Raw genomic sequence first — 17,170 nt, 5'->3', positions numbered from 1 at the left:
ACAGTAGTCGATTACCGCTCGCCGGTGCGACGCCGCGCATCGCCCCTCCGGCCGCACCGCACGCGCCGGCGAGCGTTCCCGCCATCACCGATCCACAGCCGATCGCGCCTGACGCGACGCGGCGGGGAGCGCTCGTGCGTCGATAACGTCACGGTCGCTCCCCGCCCGCCGCCTCGTGCGCAAGGAGCGACTCATGACAACACGACACAACACCTCGCACAAGAAACAACGCGGCTTCATCAAGGCCGGCGCCGGCCCGCAGAACGAACCGCGCATCATGCGCGCCGCGCAGGAAGCGGCCCGTCCGCTCGAAGACACGCTGAAGTCGCTGAACACCAGCACGCGCGGCCTCACCTACGACCAGGCCGCCGGCCGCCTGCAGCACGACGGCCCGAACGAAATCGCGCACGACAAGCCGCCGCACTGGACCCGCCAGTTGCTGTTCTCGTTCCACAACCCGTTCGTCTACGTGCTGCTGGTGCTGGCCGCCATCAGCTTCTTCACCGACGTCTGGTTCGCCGCACCCGACGATCGCGACTACGTCGGCATGACGATCCTGCTGACGATGGTCACGATCAGCGCGCTGCTGCGTTTCGTGCAGGAATTCCGCTCGCTGCGCGCGGCCGAGAAGCTGAAGGCGATGGTCCGCACGACCGCGACCGTGCAGCGCGCGGTGACCGACACGTCCGAGCCGTCCCGCCGCGAGGTGCCGATGCGCGAAGTCGTGACCGGCGACATCGTGCACCTGTCGGCCGGCGACATGATCCCGGCGGACGTGCGCCTGCTCGCGTCGCGCGACCTGTTCATCAGTCAGGCCGTGCTGACCGGCGAGGCGCTGCCGGTCGAGAAGTACGACACGCTCGGCGCGGTCGCGGGCAAATCCGCCGGCACGCGCGCGGCCGGTGCGGCAACCGATACGTCGGCATCGTTGCTCGATCTCGAGAACGTCTGCTTCATGGGCACCAACGTCGTCAGCGGCACGGCGACGGCCGTCGTCGTCGCGACCGGCGAGGACACCTACTTCGGCTCGCTCGCGCGCAACGTCGTGAGCCACAAGCGCATCGAGACGAGCTTCGACCGCGGCGTCGCGAGCGTGAGCTGGCTGCTGATCAAGTTCATGTTCGTGATGGTGCCGATCGTATTCATGATCAACGGTCTGACCAAGGGAGACTGGCTGAGCGCGCTCACGTTCGCGCTCGCGGTGGCCGTGGGCCTCACGCCCGAGATGCTGCCGATGATCGTCAGCGCGAACCTCGCGCGCGGCGCGGTCGCGATGGCGCGCCGCAAGGTCGTCGTGAAACGCCTGAATTCGGTGCAGAACTTCGGCGCGATGGACGTGCTGTGCACCGACAAGACCGGCACGCTCACGCAGGACAAGATCATCCTCGAGCATCACCTCGACCTGTCGGGCCACAAGAACGAGGACATCCTGCGGCTCGGCTGGCTGAACAGCTTCCACCAGAGCGGGCAGAAGAACCTGATCGACATCGCGGTCGTCGCACGCGCCGACGAGATCGGCGAGCGCGTGAAGCCGCAGGGCTACAAGAAGATCGACGAACTGCCGTTCGACTTCGTCCGGCGCCGCCTGTCGGTCGTCGTCGAGGATACCCACGGCACGCACCTGCTGATCTGCAAGGGCGCGGTCGAGGAGATGCTGGCCGTCTCCACGCACGTGCAGGATGAAGACGGCGTGCGTCCGCTCGACTTCGTCGCGCGCAAGCGGCTGCTCGAACAGGCGAGCGCGTACAACGAGGACGGCTTCCGCGTGCTCGTGCTCGCGACGCGCACGATCCCGCGCGGCGACGAGCGCCAACAGTACCGCACCGCCGACGAACACGACCTCGTCGTGCGCGGCTTCCTGACCTTCCTCGACCCGCCGAAGGAATCGGCCGCGCCGGCGCTCGCCGCGCTGCGCGAAAACGGTGTCGCCGTGAAGGTGCTGACGGGCGACAACCCGATCGTCACGATGAAGGTGTGCCGCCAGGTCGGCCTCGAACCCGGCAAGCCGATCCTCGGCACGGAGATCGAAGCGCTCGACGACGCGACGCTCGCGCAGGTCGTCGAACGCACGACCGTGTTCGCGAAACTGACGCCGCTGCAGAAGGCACGCATCGTCAAGGCGCTGCAGGCGAACGGCCACACGGTCGGCTTCCTCGGCGACGGCATCAACGACGCCCCCGCGCTGCGCGACGCCGACGTCGGCATCTCGGTCGACAGCGGCGCCGACATCGCGAAGGAAACCGCCGACATCATCCTGCTCGAAAAGAGCCTGATGGTGCTCGAGGAAGGCGTGATCAAGGGCCGCGAGACGTTCGGCAACATCCTGAAGTACCTGAACATGACCGCGAGCTCGAACTTCGGCAACGTGTTCTCGGTGCTCGTCGCGAGCGCATTCCTGCCGTGGGAGCCGATGCTCGCGACGCAGCTGCTCGTGCTGAACCTGATCTACGACACGTCGCAGATGCTGCTGCCGTGGGACAAGATGGACCCCGAGTTCCTGAAGAAGCCGCGCAAGTGGGAAGCCGGCAACATCAGCCGCTTCATGCTGTGGGTCGGGCCGACGTCGTCGGTGTTCGACATCACGACGTACATCCTGATGTGGACGGTATTCGGCGCGGGTGCGATGTATCACCTGAACGGCGGTGCGGGCGGCCAGATCGTGATGAACTCGGGCTGGTTCATCGAGAGCCTCGTGTCGCAGACGCTCGTCGTGCACCTGCTGCGCACGCAGAAGATCCCGTTCCTGCAGAGCACGGCCGCGCTGCCGGTGCTGCTGTCGACGTTCACCGCGATCGCGATCGGCTGCTGGCTGCCGTTCTCGCCGTTCGCGGAGTCGCTCGGCTTCATGCACCTGCCGGGCACCTTCTGGCTGTGGCTCGCCGCGACGATGGTCGGCTATATCCTGCTCGCGCAGATCGTCAAGACGATCTACGTGCGCCGCTACAAGCAGTGGTTCTGATGGTCCCGGCCTGAAGCCGGCCGGCCCGCGCGCTGCGCCGTGGGCCGGCCGGCTCGCCATGCACGACACAGGTGATGCAATGAAGAGAATGCTTCCGCTCGCAGCCGCGAGCGCCCTCCTGGCGCCGTTCGAGGCCCTCGCCACCCATCCGCTCGTCAGCGACGACACGGGCACGCAGGGCAACGCGAACTGGCAGTTCGAGTTCAACGCCGAGGAAACCTCGAAACAGGAAGAAAACGGCCGCCACCAGCTGTGGAACGCGACGCTCACGCGCGGGTTCGGCGAACGCGTCGATCTCTACGTGAACGTGCCTTACACGCATCTGCAAACGCGGACCGACGAGAACGGTGCGGGAATCGGCGATGTCGAGATCGGCATGAAATGGCGGTTCGTCGAACGCGGCCCGCTGTCGATCGCGCTGAAGCCGAAACTGACGACGCCGACCGGCAACGACCGGCGCGGGCTCGGCACCGGCCGCGCGGGTGCCGGCGCAACGCTGCTCGCACAGCTCGACGTCGCGCGATTTTCGTTCCTCGCGAATGCGGGCATGACGTACCAGCCGAATCGCCAGGGCGACCTGACGTCGATCTGGGCCGTGTCGGGCGCGGCGATCTACAAGGCGACCGACAAGCTGCAGATCGTGGCCGACATCGGCACGTCGCGCAACACGGAGCGCGGCGCCGGCGCGAATCCCGCATTCGCGATCGCGGGCGCGATCTATTCGCCAAAGCCGTGGCTCGATCTCGACATCGGCTATCGGCGCGGGCTGAACGACCAGACCTACGATCATTCGGTGATGGGCGGCGTCACGGTGCGGTGGTGACACGCAGGTGTGCGGCATCGAACCGCATACCGAACCGCCAGACGACGGGCCGCTTCCAGCGGCCCGTTTTTCATTGCGTGTCGTTCGCGCCGAACAGTTGCGCGCACACGGCGCGCCCTTCGTCGGTCAGCGCAGCGCTGCCGGTGCCGTCTTCGTTCAGCGTCGTCGCACTCAGGCCCGCGGCGTCGAGCTGCGTCAGCACGCGGCGCAGCGTGCTCATCGGCAGTTGCGTGCGTTTCGCGATCTTCGGCAACGACCAGGTCTTGCCGGCCGGATCGCTCGCGGCGTCGTTCAGCGTTGCGAGCGTCGCGACGAGTGCGGGATCGAGCGGGGATTCGTCGGATTCTGAGGTCATCGGTTCGGTCCGTAGCAGACAGGTATTCATTCGCGCATTCAGCGCCGATTGCGGAGACTATATCGCTTCGCCCGTCAGGCGTCCTTGATCGCGGCACGCATGAACGACACGAAGCGCGTGGTCACGGGATCGTCGCGATCCGACAGCCACGCCAGCCCGACGCGCCACTTTGCGTCCCGGCCATCGAGCGGCAGCACCGTCGCATCGCGCAGCAGGTACTGCGCGCGCGACGGAATGAACGCGACGCCGACACCGGCCGCGACCGACGTCAGCACCGACTGCACGTCCTCGGCCTGCTGTGTCACGTGCGGCACGAAGCGGCGCTCGACGCACCATCGATCGATCTGCGCGGCGAGCCCCGGGCCCCGCGCACGCTGCAGCGCGATGAAGCCGATCTCGTTGAGCACGTCGAGATCGGCCGGCACGCGCTTGAAGCCGAGATGCGGCGGCACCGCCAGCGCGAGCCCCTCGTCGACCACCTTGAACGACGACAAACCTTCGTCGGCCGGCAGGCGCAGAAACCCGGCATCGAGCTTGCCCGCGCGCAGCCGGCGTGTCTGCTCGGACGACGACAGGTCGCTCAACGTGACCGCAATGCCCGGATTGCGGCGACGAAACTCCGCGACCCGCTTCGGCACGATCGTCAGCACCGACAGGCAAATGCCGAGCCGCAGATGCCCGCGCTGCCCGCTGGTCGCCTCCCGTGCGCGCGCGAGGATCTCGTCGGCATCGCGCACGAGCGCCTGCGCGTCGGGCAGGAAACGCTCACCGAACGGCGTCAGCTCCGCGCCGTGCCGCCCGCGCTCGAACAGCTTGCCGCCGAGGCTCGCCTCCAGCGCGCCGATCTGCTTGCTCAGTGCCGGCTGGCTCATGTGCAGCGTATCGGCCGCGCGGCTGAAATGGCACAGCTCGGTGACGGTCAGGAACGTACGCAGCAGTTTCAATTCCATTCTTAAAAGGAATCGTAACGATTGAAACATTCATTTTACCGATCGAACGCAATGACGTTCAATACGGGCATGCCCTTCCCGGAACCGACTGTCATGCCCCTCGATCATGCCGCCGACTGCGTGGCCGACCAGCCGTGCGATACGGCCGTCGCAAACGAACGCGCCGCCGCGGCCGATACGCGTGCACCGAAACGTCGTGCCGAACGCAGCGACGGACGCAGCCGCCGTTTTCGCTTCGGCGACGCGCTCGACGATCCGCCGCCGCGCGTGGTAACGGGGTCGATCGCGATCAGTTTCGCGGTCGTGTCGCGGCGGAACTGGCCGCGTTAAGCGGTATCGGCCGCGCAAAGCCCCGTCATGTCGATCCGATACACGTTGCCGTCCGTGCCGACAACGTACAGCGCACGACCACGGCCGACCGCGCGTGCCACACCCACAGGCGCCGAGTCACCATTCAGCATGCGATACGCGCGTACCACCCGTACCTGGCCATCGGCGCCCGGACGCACGAGCTGCAACACGTCGCGATCGCCGTATGCCCCGCACAACAGCGCCACGAACCCGCCGTGTCGCGCTTGGTCGTCCATCACCGCGAACGCGTGACTGCCCTTGACCGGAATACGCCATGACGCAACAGGCAGCCGGTCGCGCAAGTGGACGAGCGCGAATTCGCTGTAGTAATACAGCCAGACGTCGTGGTCACCTTGAACGTTGAGCGCATAACAATCGTCGATCGGACCCAGCCCCTCGGGCGGCGAGAACGCATGAAGCAGCTCGCCGCGCCGGCTCCAGGCGACCAGTCCGGACGCCCCGACCGGCGCCCCCCAGCCGAAATTGCCGAAGACACCTTCGTCGAAATAGGACGTCCAGATTTCTCCCGTGCCCGTGACCTGCACAGACCGGATGCCGTCGCCCAGCAGTATTTCTCCGCAACGCGTGCCGTCGCGGCGATAGAGGCGACCGTTCAGGTCGAAGTCGTCCGGCCCGCGATAGCAGGATCGACAGCAAACCAGCAGCAGATCGTCTCCCACCGGCTGGATCTCGTGAATATCGAACGGTTCGTTGTCGACGACGAGATCGAGCAGCGTTTCGCCGTCCCGCCACGCAATCAAGCGATAGCGCCGCGCAGCCGACGGTGTCGTGATCGCGAACGAAGCGCCGTCGGAGCGTGTCCGGTCGTCGAGCGGTTCCAGTGCAAATGCCGTGTACAACACATCGTCCGCGCCGACGTTGAAGGCAACGAGTTCACCTGTCGCGGACAGGCTGCCGATCGATGCAAGCGGCAGCACGGGCAGCGCGTGCGGTTGGCGGGACATGGGTTCTCCTGACGATGGGCTCGCCATCTTGCCGGCCGTACCATCGTTTGTCACGCCGGCGCGACATATCGACGCAAAACGCGGCACACCGCAACGGCAGCCGGCAAAACAGCGCGCCGACGGCCGGCTGCTATCGTCATCCTCCCGCGATCGACCTTATAATTTCCCGCACCCGCTGACCGCCCATGCATTCCGCGCCGCCACCTCGCGCGTGGAAAGGAGACTTTCGCTTGACCGGCCTCATCGCGCGCGTGCCTCGCGCCCGGACCACGCTGATCCTCGCTCTCTCGTTCCTGCTGCTCGCGTTCGCCGCGAACGCGTCCGCGCAGCGCGCGCAGCCGCATCGCACCGCGCAGGCCCACGCGCATCCGCACAAGAAAGCCGTCAAGAAGAAACCCCACCGCAAGCACAAGGCGGTCAAGCATCGTCGCCCGAGTGCGAGGCATCAGACGATCAAGCGTCACGCCGCCCCGGCCCCGCATCGCCGCGCGAAGCGCACGACCGCCGTCCGCCCGCGCCCGGCCGCCGCGAAACCGCGCCTGATGGCAAGCTGCGGCTACACCCCACGCGCGGTCAATGCCCTGCATTCACGCGCGGCCTACGTGCTCGACGTCGACTCCGGCACGCCGCTGCTGGCGCGCAACGCACGTTCGGTGCGGCCGATCGCGTCGATCTCGAAGCTGATGACGGCCGTCGTCGCGCGCGACGCCGACCGTCCGCTGAACGGCGTGCTGCGCGTCACCGCGCGCGACCGCGACACGATCAAGTTCACCGGGTCGCGCCTGCAGGTGGGTTCGGAACTGTCGCGCCGCGAGATGTTCCATATCGCGCTGATGTCGTCGGAAAACCGTGCGGCCGCCGCGCTGAGCCGCGACTATCCGGGCGGGCGCACCGCGTTCGTCAACGCGATGAATCGCGAAGCGCGCCGGCTCGGCATGCACCATACGCACTTCCGCGAGCCGACCGGCCTGTCGCCGCACAACGTGTCGACGGCCGAGGATCTCGCGAAGCTCGTCGGCGCGGCGGCGCAGGACCCGCTGATCCGCTATTTCTCGACGGATACGTCGACCACCGTGCGCCCCGGCGACGGCGAGCTGGTGTACGTGAATTCCGACCCGCTCGTCCGCTACCGCCGCCTGCCGATCCGGCTGCAGAAAACCGGCTTCATCAACGAGTCGGGGCACGGCGTCGTGATGCGCATGCGTGTGAAGGGCCGCCGCGAAACGGTCGTGCTGCTCGGCGCACCGACGCGTGCAGGCGTCTCGAGCGATGCCATCAAGATCCATCGCTGGCTGTCCTGCTCGATCCAGTGAGCGCGCGGGCGGCCGGCGCAGTCACCTACGGGAGCGCAGCCATGCAGGACGAATACCGCTTCAACGCATTTGGCCGTCTACTCGCCGTCGTGCGCAAGGACGACCGCTGGGCCGTGTTCGATCTCGGCACCGAAGGCAAGCGACGCGCGGCCAACCTGCACATTCCGTCCGCGCTCGCCGCCGACGAACTCGCGCAATACCTCGGCGACCTGCTGCACGAGAGCGCGACCCCGAGATACAACGAGGTCGTACCGGTCCCGCTTCGCCGCGCGTAACCGCACACCCGGCCGTACCTCGAACCGGCGGTCAATTCGACAGCTAAACTTGCAAGTTTAGCTGTCGTGTTCTATGATCCGCCGCATGAACCCTCCACGCAAATCCGGCGTTTCCGCCGATATCGTCGCGGCCGACCTGACCCTCGCGGTCGGCCAGCTGGTCCGCCGGCTCCGCTCCGAGATCGAATCCGACGGGCTCGGCATGTCCCAGACGAGCGCGCTCGCGCGACTCCAGCGGCACGGGCCGATGACGACCGCCGATCTCGCGCGCGCCGAAGCGATGAAGCCTCAATCGATGAAGGCGATTCTCGCGAGCCTCGAGGAAGACGGTCTCGTCGAGCGCGAACCGCATCCGACCGACGGCCGCCAGATCCTGTTCCGGCTGACCGCGGCCGGCCTCGACGCGCGGCTCAAGCGCAACGCCGCCAAGCACAAGTGGCTCGGCGCCGCGATCGAGCAGCTCGACCCCGCAGACATCGACACGCTCGCCGCCGCAATCCCGCTGATCCGCCGCATCGGCGAGCAGTGAACCCGGCCCGCGCGCCTCGCCGCATTCGCGCGCACGGCTTTCCTCGTCCCTTCCACGGAGCCCCCATCATGAGCGCAACCCGTCTCGACACGAACACGGCACTCGTCGTCATCGACCTGCAGAAAGGCATCGTCGCCCTCCCCACCGCGCACCCGGTCGAACCGGTGGTCGCACACAGCCGCGCGCTGCTCGACGCATTCCGCGGCCGCGGCCTGCCGGTCGTGCTCGTCAACGTCGCCGGCGTTGCGCCGGGCCGCACGCAGCAGCAGGCGCGCACCGGTGCGCTGCCCCCCGACTGGACCGAGCTCGTCCCCGAACTGAACCGTCAGCCCGGCGACCACGTCGTGACGAAGAAAACCTGGGGCGCGTTTACCGGCACCGGCCTCGACGCGCACCTGAAGGCGGCCGGCGTCACGCAGATCGTGCTGGCCGGCGTCGCGACGAGCATCGGCGTCGAGTCGACCGCACGGCAGGCGCACGAACTCGGCTACAACGTCACGCTCGCCATCGACGCGATGACCGACCTCAACGCGGACGCGCATGCGAACAGCGTCGAGCGCCTGTTCCCGCGCCTCGGCGAGACGGGCACGACGCAGGACATCGTCGCGCTGCTCGACCGGCGCGGCGCGTGAGCGGCGAACGCGCGCAGCCGGCGCCGGGCCGCGCGGCCGGCCGGCTCGATCCGTCGATCTGGAAGGTCGGCGCGGTCGCCACGCTCGGCTCGCTGCTGTCGCAGCTCGACGCGACGATCGTCAACGTGTCGCTGTCGAGCCTCGCGACCGACCTGCACGCGAGCCTCGCGACGATCCAGTGGGTGACGAGCGGCTACCTGCTCGCGCTGACGCTGGTGCTGCCGCTGAACGGCTGGCTCGTCGACCGGATCGGCGCAAAGGCGCTGTATCTGTGGTGCTTCTCGGCGTTCACGCTCACGTCCGCCCTGTGCGGGCTCGCATGGTCCGCGCCGTCGCTGATCGCCTTCCGCGTGCTGCAAGGGGTCAGCGGCGGGCTGCTCGCGCCGATGGCGCAGATGATGATCGCGCGTGTCGCCGGCCAGCAGATGGCGCGCGTGATCGGCTACGCGGCCGTGCCCGTGCTGCTCGCGCCGATCCTCGGCCCGGTCGTGGCCGGCGCGATCCTGCAACACGCGTCGTGGCGCTGGCTGTTTCTCGTGAACCTGCCCGTCGGCGTGTTGGCGCTCGCGCTGGCCGCGCGGTTCCTGCCGGCCGACCGCGACGACGCGCAACGGCGCACGCTCGACTGGGTCGGCCTCGCGCTGCTGTCGCCGGGGCTCGTGCTGTTCCTGTACGGCATCGAGCGGATCAACGAAGCGCCCGGCATCGCGGCGATCGTCGTGTCGGCGCTGTTGCTCGCCGCGTTCCTGCGGGCCGAGACGCGCAACGGTGACGATGCGCTGATCGACCTTGCGCTGTTCCGCGGCAAGGTGTTCGGCGCGGCCGCGTCGACGCAGTTCCTGTCGAACGGCGCGCTGTTCGCGGGCCAGATGCTGATTCCGGTGTTCCTGATCCAGGCGTGCGGGCGCACGCCCGGCGAAATGGGCTGGCTGCTCGCGCCGATGGGCCTCGGCATGCTCGTCACGTATCCGTCGATGGGCGCGCTGACGAGCCGGTTCGGCGTGCGCCGGCTGGCCTCGGCCGGCGCGTTGCTCGCACTCCTCGCGACGCTGCCGCTCGTGTTCCTCGCGCTGACTGGCTACGATCCTTACCTGCTCGTGCCGGCGCTGTTCCTGCGCGGCATGGGCCAGAGCGCGATCGGCGCGCCGTCGATCGCCGCCGCGTATGCGTCGGTCGAGCGCCGCAACCTGCCGATGGCGACGACCTCGCTCAATATCGTGCAGCGTCTCGGCGGCCCGACGTTCACCACCGTGTGCACGCTGTTCCTCGCATGGCGGCTGCAGGTCGAATCGGCGGCGGGCGGCGGCACGCCGGCGAACGCGTATGCGTGGGCGTTCGGCCTGCTTTGCGTGCTGCACGCGGCAAGCGTCGTCACGACGCTGCGCCTGCCGTTGTGGTCGGCCGGTGCGGGCGGGCAGCCGGCCGGCACCGCGCGCGCCGGTTCGCGCTGACCTTCGGTCGGCCGCACGACACGTGCGGCCGACCCGCTACGGCAGCCACATCGGCACGATCGAGATCACGAGCAGCACGCCGAGCGCCGCATTCAGGCAGTGCCACTGCCGCTCCGTGCGCAACACCCGCGCGAACAGCAGCCCGGCGAAACACCAGAGCGACAGCGACGCCATCGCGGCCACGCCGAACGCCAGCCCGAGCAATATGCCGAGCCGGGCCGGGCCGGACGCGAGCGCGGCGAACGACGCGGCCGCGCCGAGCGTCATCGCCCAGCCTTTCGGGTTGTGCCAGAGCATCCAGACGCCGCTGAGGAAACCCTGCGGGCGGTGCACCTCGGCATCCAGCCGCGGCTTGCCGCCGCGCCCGATGCGCACGGCCAGCCACACGAGGTACACCGAACCGACCGCCTTCATCACGAGTTGCAACGCGGGCAGCGCAAGCAGCACGCCGCCGAGCCCGGCCGCCGCCGCCGCGGCCATCGACGCCAGGCCGGCCGCGATGCCCGCCATCATCGGCAGCGAACGCCGATAGCCGAAATGCGCGCCCGACGCAGTGGCGAGCGTCGTCGCGCCGCCCGGCGTCACGGTGGACACGATCACGAACAGCATCAGCGGCAGGTAGTCTCGGAACGGCACGGAAGCTCCCGGTTGGCGTCGTCGAAGCCCTGTTTTACGCGCGATCCCGCCATTACGACAGCGAAAGCTTTTTATGCCTGTCATTAGCGTTCATAATGCGCCGCATGGCACGTCATCTCGACATCGCGCTGCTGCGCGCCTTCGTCACGGTCGCCGATCATCGCAGCATGACGGCGGCCAGCCGCGCGCTGCACCTGACGCAAGGCGCGATCAGCCAGCAGGTCGCGCGGCTCGAAACGCTGTCCGGCCCGCTGTTCGTCCGCGAGCACCGCAACCTGCTGCTCACGGCGGACGGCGAGCGGCTGCTCGGGCAGGCGCGCCGGCTGCTCGCCGTGCATGATGCGCTGCTGGCCGACATGACGGCCGGCGCGGTCGACGGCCCCGTGCGCCTCGGCGCGCCGCAGGATCTCGTCGGCACCTGTCTCGCGCCGATCCTGAAGGGTTATGCGCAGGCGCATCCGCAGGTCGCGCTCACGCTCGTGTGTGAGGCGTCGCCGGAGCTGCACCGGGGGCTCGCGCAGGGCGAACTCGACGTCGCGCTGATCGAGGCGCCGGTCGGGCCGTCACGCGGCGAGTGCATCGCCGTCGACCGCCTGGTCTGGGTCGGTGCGAAAGGCGGCATCGCGTACCGGAACACGCCGCTGCCCGTATCGATGGTCGCGCCGACCTGCGCGTTCCGCCCGACGGTGCTCGACGCGCTGCGCGGCTGCGATCGCGCGTGGCGCACCGTGTTCGAGAACGGCAGCATCGACGCCACCACCGCGACCGTGCGCTCCGACCTCGCCGTCACCGCCTGGCTCGCGTCGACCGTGCCGGCCGACCTCGACATCCTGCCGGCCGGCAGCGGCCTGCCCGCGCTGCCGAACTTCGCGATCAACCTTCATCTGCCGCGCGGCCAGCACACGCCGGCCGCGACGGAACTCGCCCGCCACCTGCGCAACGGCTTCGCGCGCCTGCGCGCGGCCGCATAGGGCCGACGCTACACGGTGCCCGGCTCCTGCGGCGCCGGCGTCGTGCCGGCGGCCTCGAGCGCCTGGTGCAGCGTCGGGAAGATGCACGACGCGCCGACGATCTCCGTGATCCGGTGGCGATCCATGTCCGCGCGCAGGTAGCGGTTGACACGCCCAAACAGCACGCCGATCCCGCGCGCGTGCAGCATCCTGACGAGATCGGTCAGCGTGCGCGCGGCCGAATAATCGATGTCGGTGACCGCCCCCGCATCGATGACGAACCAGCGCGCCGGCACCGGCGCCGCATCGACGAGCTCGGTCACTTCGGCGGCGAACAGGTGATCGTTCGCGAAAAACAGGTCGGAGCCGAACCGGTAGACGATCAGCCCCGGTGCCGTCATCGCACCCCGCCGCGTGGGCACCGGCTGCCACCTGCCGTTCCCTTCGACCGGTTCGAGCACCATCGTGTGCGGCTGGTAGCTGTGGCGCACGTGCCGCATCAGCGACAGCGCGACGGCCAGCAGGATGCCGTGCTCGACGCCGACCGTCACGACGGCCACGGCCGTGACCAGCGCAAGCGTGAACTCGCCGGGGCTTTCCCTGCGGATCGCGGCAAGGCTGCGCACGTTGATCAACCCAAGCGCGATCGTGAACACGATGCCGGCCAGCACCGCATGCGGCAGATACTGCAGCGTCGTGCTGAAGAACAGCAGGACCACCGCCACCACGGCCGCAAACGCGAGATGCCCGATCTGGCTGCGCACGCCCGCGCCGTCGGCCATCGCCGTCTGCGTCGGGCTGCCGTTGACGACGAACGCGCCGCCCACCGCCGCCGCCGCGTTCGCGGCCGCAAGGCCGAGGATGTCGGCATTGGTATCGACGTCCTCGCGATACTGCTGCGCGAACACGCGCGCGGCGGCCGCGCTCTGCGCAATGATCATCACGAAACACGACGCGGCGACCGGCACGAGATCGAGGAACTGCTGCCACGTGACGGACGGCCAGCGCAGCGGCGGCAGCCCGCCCGCGACCGGCCCGAGCACCGCGATGCCGTGCGCGGCGAATCCGAACGTGCCGCTCGCCGCGATGCTGCCCGCGACCGCGATCATCGGCATCGGCACGCGCGGCAGGAACCGCTTGCCGGCGAGAATCGCGACGACGACGAGCGCCGCGAGCGCGAACGTCGGCCGGTTCGTGTGGACGAGATGCGTGACGACGTAGTCGAGCTGCGCCAGGCTGCGCGACGCCGGGTACGGTACGGCCAGCCCTAGCATGTCGCCGAGCATCGCGATCGACACCTGCACGCCGACGCCGGCGAGAAAGCCGACCAGCACCGTGCGCGACAGGAAATCGGCGAGAAAACCGAGCTTGAAGATGCGCGCGAGCAGCAGCATCGCGGCGGTCAGCAGCGCGACCATGCCGGCCAGCGCCGCGTATTCGGCGCTGCCGGCCGGCGCCATCGACGACAGCCGGCTCGCGAAGATCGTCGCGGTCGCGGAATCGGCGGCCACCACCAGATGCCGCGACGCGCCGAAGATCGCGAACGCGACGAGCGGCAGGCACACCGTGTAGAGGCCGGTGACGGCCGGCATGCCGGCGATGCGCGCGTAGCCGAGCACCTGCGGGATGTCCATCGATGCGAGCGAAATGCCCGCGAGAATGTCGCGGACGGCCCCGCCACGGCGGATCGGGAGGATGCCTTTCAGCAGCCGCACGCCTGACGGGCGGCTTTCGTTGGAATCTTGCATGCGTGAAGTGCGTGAATACGGGGTGACGTGGTTCGCGAAGTCGTTCGCGCATCGTGCCCCCGGCAGGCATCGCATGGCAAGTGCGCGAAGGCGGCACGTGTCGCTCACCGTCGACGGATGGCCCGCGCGCAACGGCGAACTGCACGTCGACAACCCTGCGACGCCCGCATGATTGCATGGATCGCCGTGCACGCGCATTGAAGCGCGCAGGCCCGCCGCAGCGGCGTCGCGCCGATTCCGGACGAACCGGCGGCGCATCCGGCAAGCCGCGCGCGCACCGGCTTGCGGTGACGCGCTTTCGTCATCCGCCCTCACCCGATTGCAGAGGAGACCTGCGCAATGGTGAGCCGATCCGGGAGCCGCGCGCCGCGCGTTCACGGCGACGTGCCTGGAACCCGATGGCACAATCACGGTCCCTTTCATGCGCCCTTCACCGGGCGCGCGCCGCGCCGCGGCGCCGGTTCAACGCACGAGAAGGCCCCTGTTTGCCCCTATGACCCTGAACGAATCCTGGTTTGCGCCGCTCGTCGGCATCCTCATCCTGCTCGCCGCCGCCGGCGCGATCACCGCCGTCGTCCATTTCCTGCTGTTCCGCGTGGTCGCGCGGCTCGCGCGGCTTTCCGCCACGCGCGTCGACGACGCGCTGTTCGAGTTCGGCGCATTCAAGTGGCTGAACCGCATCGTCCCGTTCGTCGTGATCAAGCTCGGGCTCGGCGCGGTGCCCGGCATTCCCGATACGGCCGCGCAGGTCGCCGACAAGGTGCTGTTCGCGCTGATCGTGTTCCTCGTGACGATGACCGTGAGCGCGACGCTTTCGGCGCTCGAACACGCGCATCGCACGTACCAGCGCGACCAGCCGCGCCTGTCGCTGAAAGGCGCGATGCAACTCGTCAAGCTCGTGATGTTCATCACGGCCGCGCTTGTCGTGATCGGCGACGCAACCGGCAAGCAGATCGGCCTGCTGCTGTCCGGCATCGGTGCGATGTCGGCGGTGCTGATGCTGATCTTCAAGGACACGCTGCTCGGCCTCGTCGCGGGCGTTCAGCTGTCGTCGAACGACATGCTGCGGATCGGCGACTGGATCACGATGCCGTCGGCCGGCGCGGACGGCACGGTCATCGACATCACGCTGAACACCGTCAAGGTCGCGAACTTCGATCACACGATCATCACGGTGCCCACGTGGAAACTGATCACCGAGAGCTACCAGAACTGGCGCGGGATGACCGAGGCAGGCGGGCGCCGCATCAAGCGCGCGCTGTTCGTCGACGCGACGAGCGTGCGTTTTCTTTCGAACGACGAGATCGAACGGCTCGAACGCCTGACGCTGCTGAAGGACTATCTCGAGGACAAGGTCGACGCGATCGAGCAATGGAACGGCACGCTCGGCGCGGCCGGCGACTGCCCGGCGAACCGCCGCCAGCTGACGAATCTCGGCACGTTCCGCGCGTATGTCGCGAACTACCTGAAGGGCCATCCGCGCATCCGCCGCGACATGACCTGCATGGCGCGGCAACTGCCGCTCACGGCCGAAGGCATTCCGCTCGAACTGTACTGCTTCACCGACACGACGACCTGGGTCGACTATGAAGCCATCCAGTCCGACCTGTTCGATCACCTGATCGCGGTGCTGCCGGAATTCGGGCTGCGCGTGTACCAGCACCCGTCGGGCTTCGACATGCGGCAGATGGCCGGCGTCGTGCAAGCCGGGCTGCAGGCGCCGCACGCGGGCTAACGCACGACACGGCTGCCGGCCATCGGCCGCCTGCCGCCGGGCATGGCGGCACTCACCGCGCCGCGCACTCCGACGCGAGCCGCCCGAGCACCTTCAGCGCATCCTCGATCTGCCGCGACCATGGATAGCTGTAGTTGAGCCGGATGAAATGCCGGTAATCGGTGCCGGCCGAGAACATGTGCCCGGGCCCGACCGTGATCCGCTCCGCGAGGGCCAGTGCATACAGCTTCATCGCGTCGACCTGCTTCGGCAGCTCGACCCACAGCACATACCCGCCCTGCGGCTGCGACAGCCGCGTGCCCTCCGGAAAGAAGCGCCGCACCATCGCGCTCATCAGGCTCGCCTGCTGCGCATACAGCTTGCGCATGCGCCGCAGGTGAAAGTCGTAGCCGTCGTGTTTCAGGTACTCGGCGATCGCGAGCTGCTCGATCGCGGGCGTCGCGAGCGTGTTCAGGAATTTCAGCTTCTCGACCTGGTCGCGGTAGCGGCCCGGCATCGCCCAGCCGATCCGGTAGCGCGGCGACAGGCTCTTCGTGAACGACGCGCAATGCAGCACGAGCCCGTCGCGGTCGAACGACTTCAGTGCGCTCGGTGTCGTGTCGCCGAAATGCAGCTCGTGATAGACATCGCTCTCGATCGCCGGCACGTCGTGCTTCGCCAACAGCTCGACGAGCGCGCGCTTGCGCGCGTCGGGCATCTGGAAGCCGAGCGGATTCTGGAAATTCGGCATCACCATGCACGCGGTGATGCGCTCGCGTTCGAGGATTCGTTCGAGCGCGTCGAGATCGATGCCGTCACCCGGGTGCGTCGCGACTTCCAGCGCACGCATGCCCATCCGCTCGATCGCGTGCAGCATCGCGTAGAACGTCGGCGACTCCACCGCGATCGTGTCGCCCGGCCGCGCGACGGCCTGCAGGCACAGGTTGATCGCCTCGGTCGCGCCGATCGTCACCACGATCTCGCCAGGTTCGACTGCGATCCCGCGCTCCGCGTAGCGCCGCGCGATCTGGCGGATCAGCTCCTGGTTGCCGGGCGGCAGATCGTCGATCACGCCCCAGCGGGTGCGGCGGCGGCCGATCGTCTGCGCATAGCGCGCGAGACGCTGCACCGGAAACTGCGACGCATCGGGATACGGCGAGCCGAGCGGCACCGCGTCGTCGCGCGCGATCGAACGCAGCGTCGACAGCACGAGCCGGCTCACGTCCACGGCCGACGGTTCCGCGGCCGGCGCCGACATGTGCAGCTCGGCCTCGGCGGGCGCCGACGCGCGCGCGCGGACGAAGTAGCCCGATTGCGGCCGGCTCTCGATCAGGCCGCGGCTTTCCAGCACGAGGTACGCGCGCAGCACGGTCGTGACACTGAGCTGCTGCTGCCGGCTCGCCTGCCGCACCGATGGAATCCGCTCGCCGGGCCGGTATACGCCACGCTCGATCTGCGCCTGGAGATCGTCGGCCAGTTGTTCGTAACGCTTCACGCGCCTCCCTTTCAGCTTCCCTTC

The 17,170-nt window shown here is 68.5% G+C and carries 17 protein-coding genes; 11 read left to right on the top strand and 6 right to left on the bottom strand.

The genetic code is table 11. The features are described 5' to 3' along the window. The first annotated feature begins 193 nt into the window (after positions 1–193). On the top strand, positions 194–2,959 hold the full coding sequence (gene mgtA / locus E9536_RS06930) for a magnesium-translocating P-type ATPase (RefSeq protein WP_136469554.1): 2,766 nt from the start codon (positions 194–196) through the stop codon (positions 2,957–2,959). 79 nt (positions 2,960–3,038) lie between these two features. Then, entirely contained in the window at positions 3,039–3,782 is a 744-nt protein-coding gene (locus tag E9536_RS06925) for a transporter (RefSeq protein ID WP_136469553.1), read from the top strand. A 70-nt stretch (positions 3,783–3,852) separates the two neighbouring features. Here the strand turns inward: E9536_RS06925 and E9536_RS06920 are convergent, their stop codons facing one another. Further along, entirely contained in the window at positions 3,853–4,137 is a 285-nt protein-coding gene (locus tag E9536_RS06920) for a transcriptional regulator (protein ID WP_113046845.1), read from the bottom strand. Between the two features lie 74 nt (positions 4,138–4,211). Beyond that, positions 4,212–5,087 carry a LysR substrate-binding domain-containing protein gene (locus E9536_RS06915; RefSeq protein ID WP_136469552.1) on the bottom strand — a complete coding sequence of 292 codons (876 nt, stop codon included), beginning with the start codon at positions 5,085–5,087 and terminating at the stop codon, positions 4,212–4,214. A gap of 51 nt (positions 5,088–5,138) precedes the next feature. On the opposite strand from E9536_RS06915, the gene E9536_RS06910 reads away from it, so the two are divergent. Beyond that, positions 5,139–5,417 (top strand): hypothetical protein, encoded by a 279-nt coding sequence (locus tag E9536_RS06910; protein ID WP_060085452.1) that lies wholly within the window; start codon positions 5,139–5,141, stop codon positions 5,415–5,417. Here E9536_RS06910 and E9536_RS06905 read toward each other — a convergent pair. Then, positions 5,414–6,403 (bottom strand): hypothetical protein, encoded by a 990-nt coding sequence (locus E9536_RS06905; RefSeq protein ID WP_136469551.1) that lies wholly within the window; start codon positions 6,401–6,403, stop codon positions 5,414–5,416. The two genes, E9536_RS06910 and E9536_RS06905, sit on opposite strands and share 4 nt — an antisense overlap. A 230-nt stretch (positions 6,404–6,633) precedes the next feature. Between E9536_RS06905 and E9536_RS06900 the strand changes: the two genes are divergently transcribed. The 5 genes from E9536_RS06900 (at position 6,634) to E9536_RS06880 (ending at position 10,603) form a co-directional block, all read left to right on the top strand. Continuing rightward, on the top strand, positions 6,634–7,716 hold the full coding sequence (locus tag E9536_RS06900; RefSeq protein WP_059697411.1) for a serine hydrolase: 1,083 nt from the start codon (positions 6,634–6,636) through the stop codon (positions 7,714–7,716). A gap of 41 nt (positions 7,717–7,757) precedes the next feature. Further along, positions 7,758–7,991 (top strand): hypothetical protein, encoded by a 234-nt coding sequence (locus tag E9536_RS06895; protein WP_027791867.1) that lies wholly within the window; start codon positions 7,758–7,760, stop codon positions 7,989–7,991. A 73-nt stretch (positions 7,992–8,064) separates the two neighbouring features. Beyond that, entirely contained in the window at positions 8,065–8,520 is a 456-nt protein-coding gene (locus E9536_RS06890) for a MarR family transcriptional regulator (RefSeq protein ID WP_027791868.1), read from the top strand. Positions 8,521–8,588: 68 nt separating this feature from the next. Continuing rightward, positions 8,589–9,152 carry an isochorismatase family protein gene (locus E9536_RS06885; RefSeq protein ID WP_124814594.1) on the top strand — a complete coding sequence of 188 codons (564 nt, stop codon included), beginning with the start codon at positions 8,589–8,591 and terminating at the stop codon, positions 9,150–9,152. Continuing rightward, positions 9,149–10,603: a DHA2 family efflux MFS transporter permease subunit gene (locus tag E9536_RS06880; RefSeq protein ID WP_136469550.1), complete on the top strand. Its 1,455-nt coding sequence runs from the start codon at positions 9,149–9,151 to the stop codon at positions 10,601–10,603. Before E9536_RS06885 ends, E9536_RS06880 begins: the two co-directional genes overlap by 4 nt. 36 nt (positions 10,604–10,639) lie before the next feature. Here the strand turns inward: E9536_RS06880 and E9536_RS06875 are convergent, their stop codons facing one another. Beyond that, positions 10,640–11,239: a LysE family transporter gene (locus tag E9536_RS06875; protein WP_081061174.1), complete on the bottom strand. Its 600-nt coding sequence runs from the start codon at positions 11,237–11,239 to the stop codon at positions 10,640–10,642. 95 nt (positions 11,240–11,334) lie between these two features. Here E9536_RS06875 and E9536_RS06870 point away from each other — a divergent pair, with 95 nt between their 5' ends. After that, the gene (locus E9536_RS06870) at positions 11,335–12,210 is read left to right on the top strand and encodes a LysR substrate-binding domain-containing protein (RefSeq protein ID WP_136469549.1); all 876 of its coding nucleotides are present in this window, start codon (positions 11,335–11,337) and stop codon (positions 12,208–12,210) included. An 8-nt stretch (positions 12,211–12,218) separates the two neighbouring features. On the opposite strand, the gene E9536_RS06865 is transcribed toward E9536_RS06870, so the two are convergent. Continuing rightward, positions 12,219–13,937 carry a SulP family inorganic anion transporter gene (locus tag E9536_RS06865; protein ID WP_060173410.1) on the bottom strand — a complete coding sequence of 573 codons (1,719 nt, stop codon included), beginning with the start codon at positions 13,935–13,937 and terminating at the stop codon, positions 12,219–12,221. On the opposite strand from E9536_RS06865, the gene E9536_RS41345 reads away from it, so the two are divergent. Together E9536_RS41345 and E9536_RS06860 are read left to right on the top strand one after the other, a co-directional pair. After that, positions 13,936–14,109 (top strand): hypothetical protein, encoded by a 174-nt coding sequence (locus E9536_RS41345; protein ID WP_168799504.1) that lies wholly within the window; start codon positions 13,936–13,938, stop codon positions 14,107–14,109. The genes E9536_RS06865 and E9536_RS41345 overlap by 2 nt on opposite strands. A 321-nt stretch (positions 14,110–14,430) precedes the next feature. Then, positions 14,431–15,672: a mechanosensitive ion channel family protein gene (locus E9536_RS06860; protein WP_136469548.1), complete on the top strand. Its 1,242-nt coding sequence runs from the start codon at positions 14,431–14,433 to the stop codon at positions 15,670–15,672. A 52-nt stretch (positions 15,673–15,724) separates the two neighbouring features. Here E9536_RS06860 and E9536_RS06855 read toward each other — a convergent pair whose 3' ends face one another. Next, complete coding sequence (locus tag E9536_RS06855; protein WP_136469547.1) at positions 15,725–17,146, bottom strand: PLP-dependent aminotransferase family protein; 1,422 nt, start codon at positions 17,144–17,146, stop codon at positions 15,725–15,727. Between the last annotated feature and the right edge of the window lie 24 nt (positions 17,147–17,170).

This window comes from Burkholderia sp. LS-044 (assembly GCF_004803625.1).
In the GTDB taxonomy this organism is placed as follows: Bacteria; Pseudomonadota; Gammaproteobacteria; order Burkholderiales; family Burkholderiaceae; genus Burkholderia; species Burkholderia cepacia.
Note: the sequence above shows the minus strand (reverse complement) of the source record. Positions and strands in the feature narration are given on the sequence as shown.

Bases quoted from the DNA above. Each gene is read 5' to 3' on its own strand.
- mgtA (WP_136469554.1), top strand. From the start codon at position 194: ATGACAACACGACACAACACCTCGCACAAGAAACAACGCGGCTTCATC.
- E9536_RS06925 (WP_136469553.1), top strand. From the start codon at position 3,039: ATGAAGAGAATGCTTCCGCTCGCAGCCGCGAGCGCCCTCCTGGCGCCG.
- E9536_RS06920 (WP_113046845.1), bottom strand. From the start codon at position 4,137: ATGACCTCAGAATCCGACGAATCCCCGCTCGATCCCGCACTCGTCGCG.
- E9536_RS06915 (WP_136469552.1), bottom strand. From the start codon at position 5,087: ATGGAATTGAAACTGCTGCGTACGTTCCTGACCGTCACCGAGCTGTGC.
- E9536_RS06910 (WP_060085452.1), top strand. From the start codon at position 5,139: ATGACGTTCAATACGGGCATGCCCTTCCCGGAACCGACTGTCATGCCC.
- E9536_RS06905 (WP_136469551.1), bottom strand. From the start codon at position 6,403: ATGTCCCGCCAACCGCACGCGCTGCCCGTGCTGCCGCTTGCATCGATC.
- E9536_RS06895 (WP_027791867.1), top strand. From the start codon at position 7,758: ATGCAGGACGAATACCGCTTCAACGCATTTGGCCGTCTACTCGCCGTC.
- E9536_RS06890 (WP_027791868.1), top strand. From the start codon at position 8,065: ATGATCCGCCGCATGAACCCTCCACGCAAATCCGGCGTTTCCGCCGAT.
- E9536_RS06885 (WP_124814594.1), top strand. From the start codon at position 8,589: ATGAGCGCAACCCGTCTCGACACGAACACGGCACTCGTCGTCATCGAC.
- E9536_RS06870 (WP_136469549.1), top strand. From the start codon at position 11,335: ATGCGCCGCATGGCACGTCATCTCGACATCGCGCTGCTGCGCGCCTTC.
- E9536_RS41345 (WP_168799504.1), top strand. From the start codon at position 13,936: ATGCGTGAAGTGCGTGAATACGGGGTGACGTGGTTCGCGAAGTCGTTC.
- E9536_RS06865 (WP_060173410.1), bottom strand. From the start codon at position 13,937: ATGCAAGATTCCAACGAAAGCCGCCCGTCAGGCGTGCGGCTGCTGAAA.
- E9536_RS06860 (WP_136469548.1), top strand. From the start codon at position 14,431: ATGACCCTGAACGAATCCTGGTTTGCGCCGCTCGTCGGCATCCTCATC.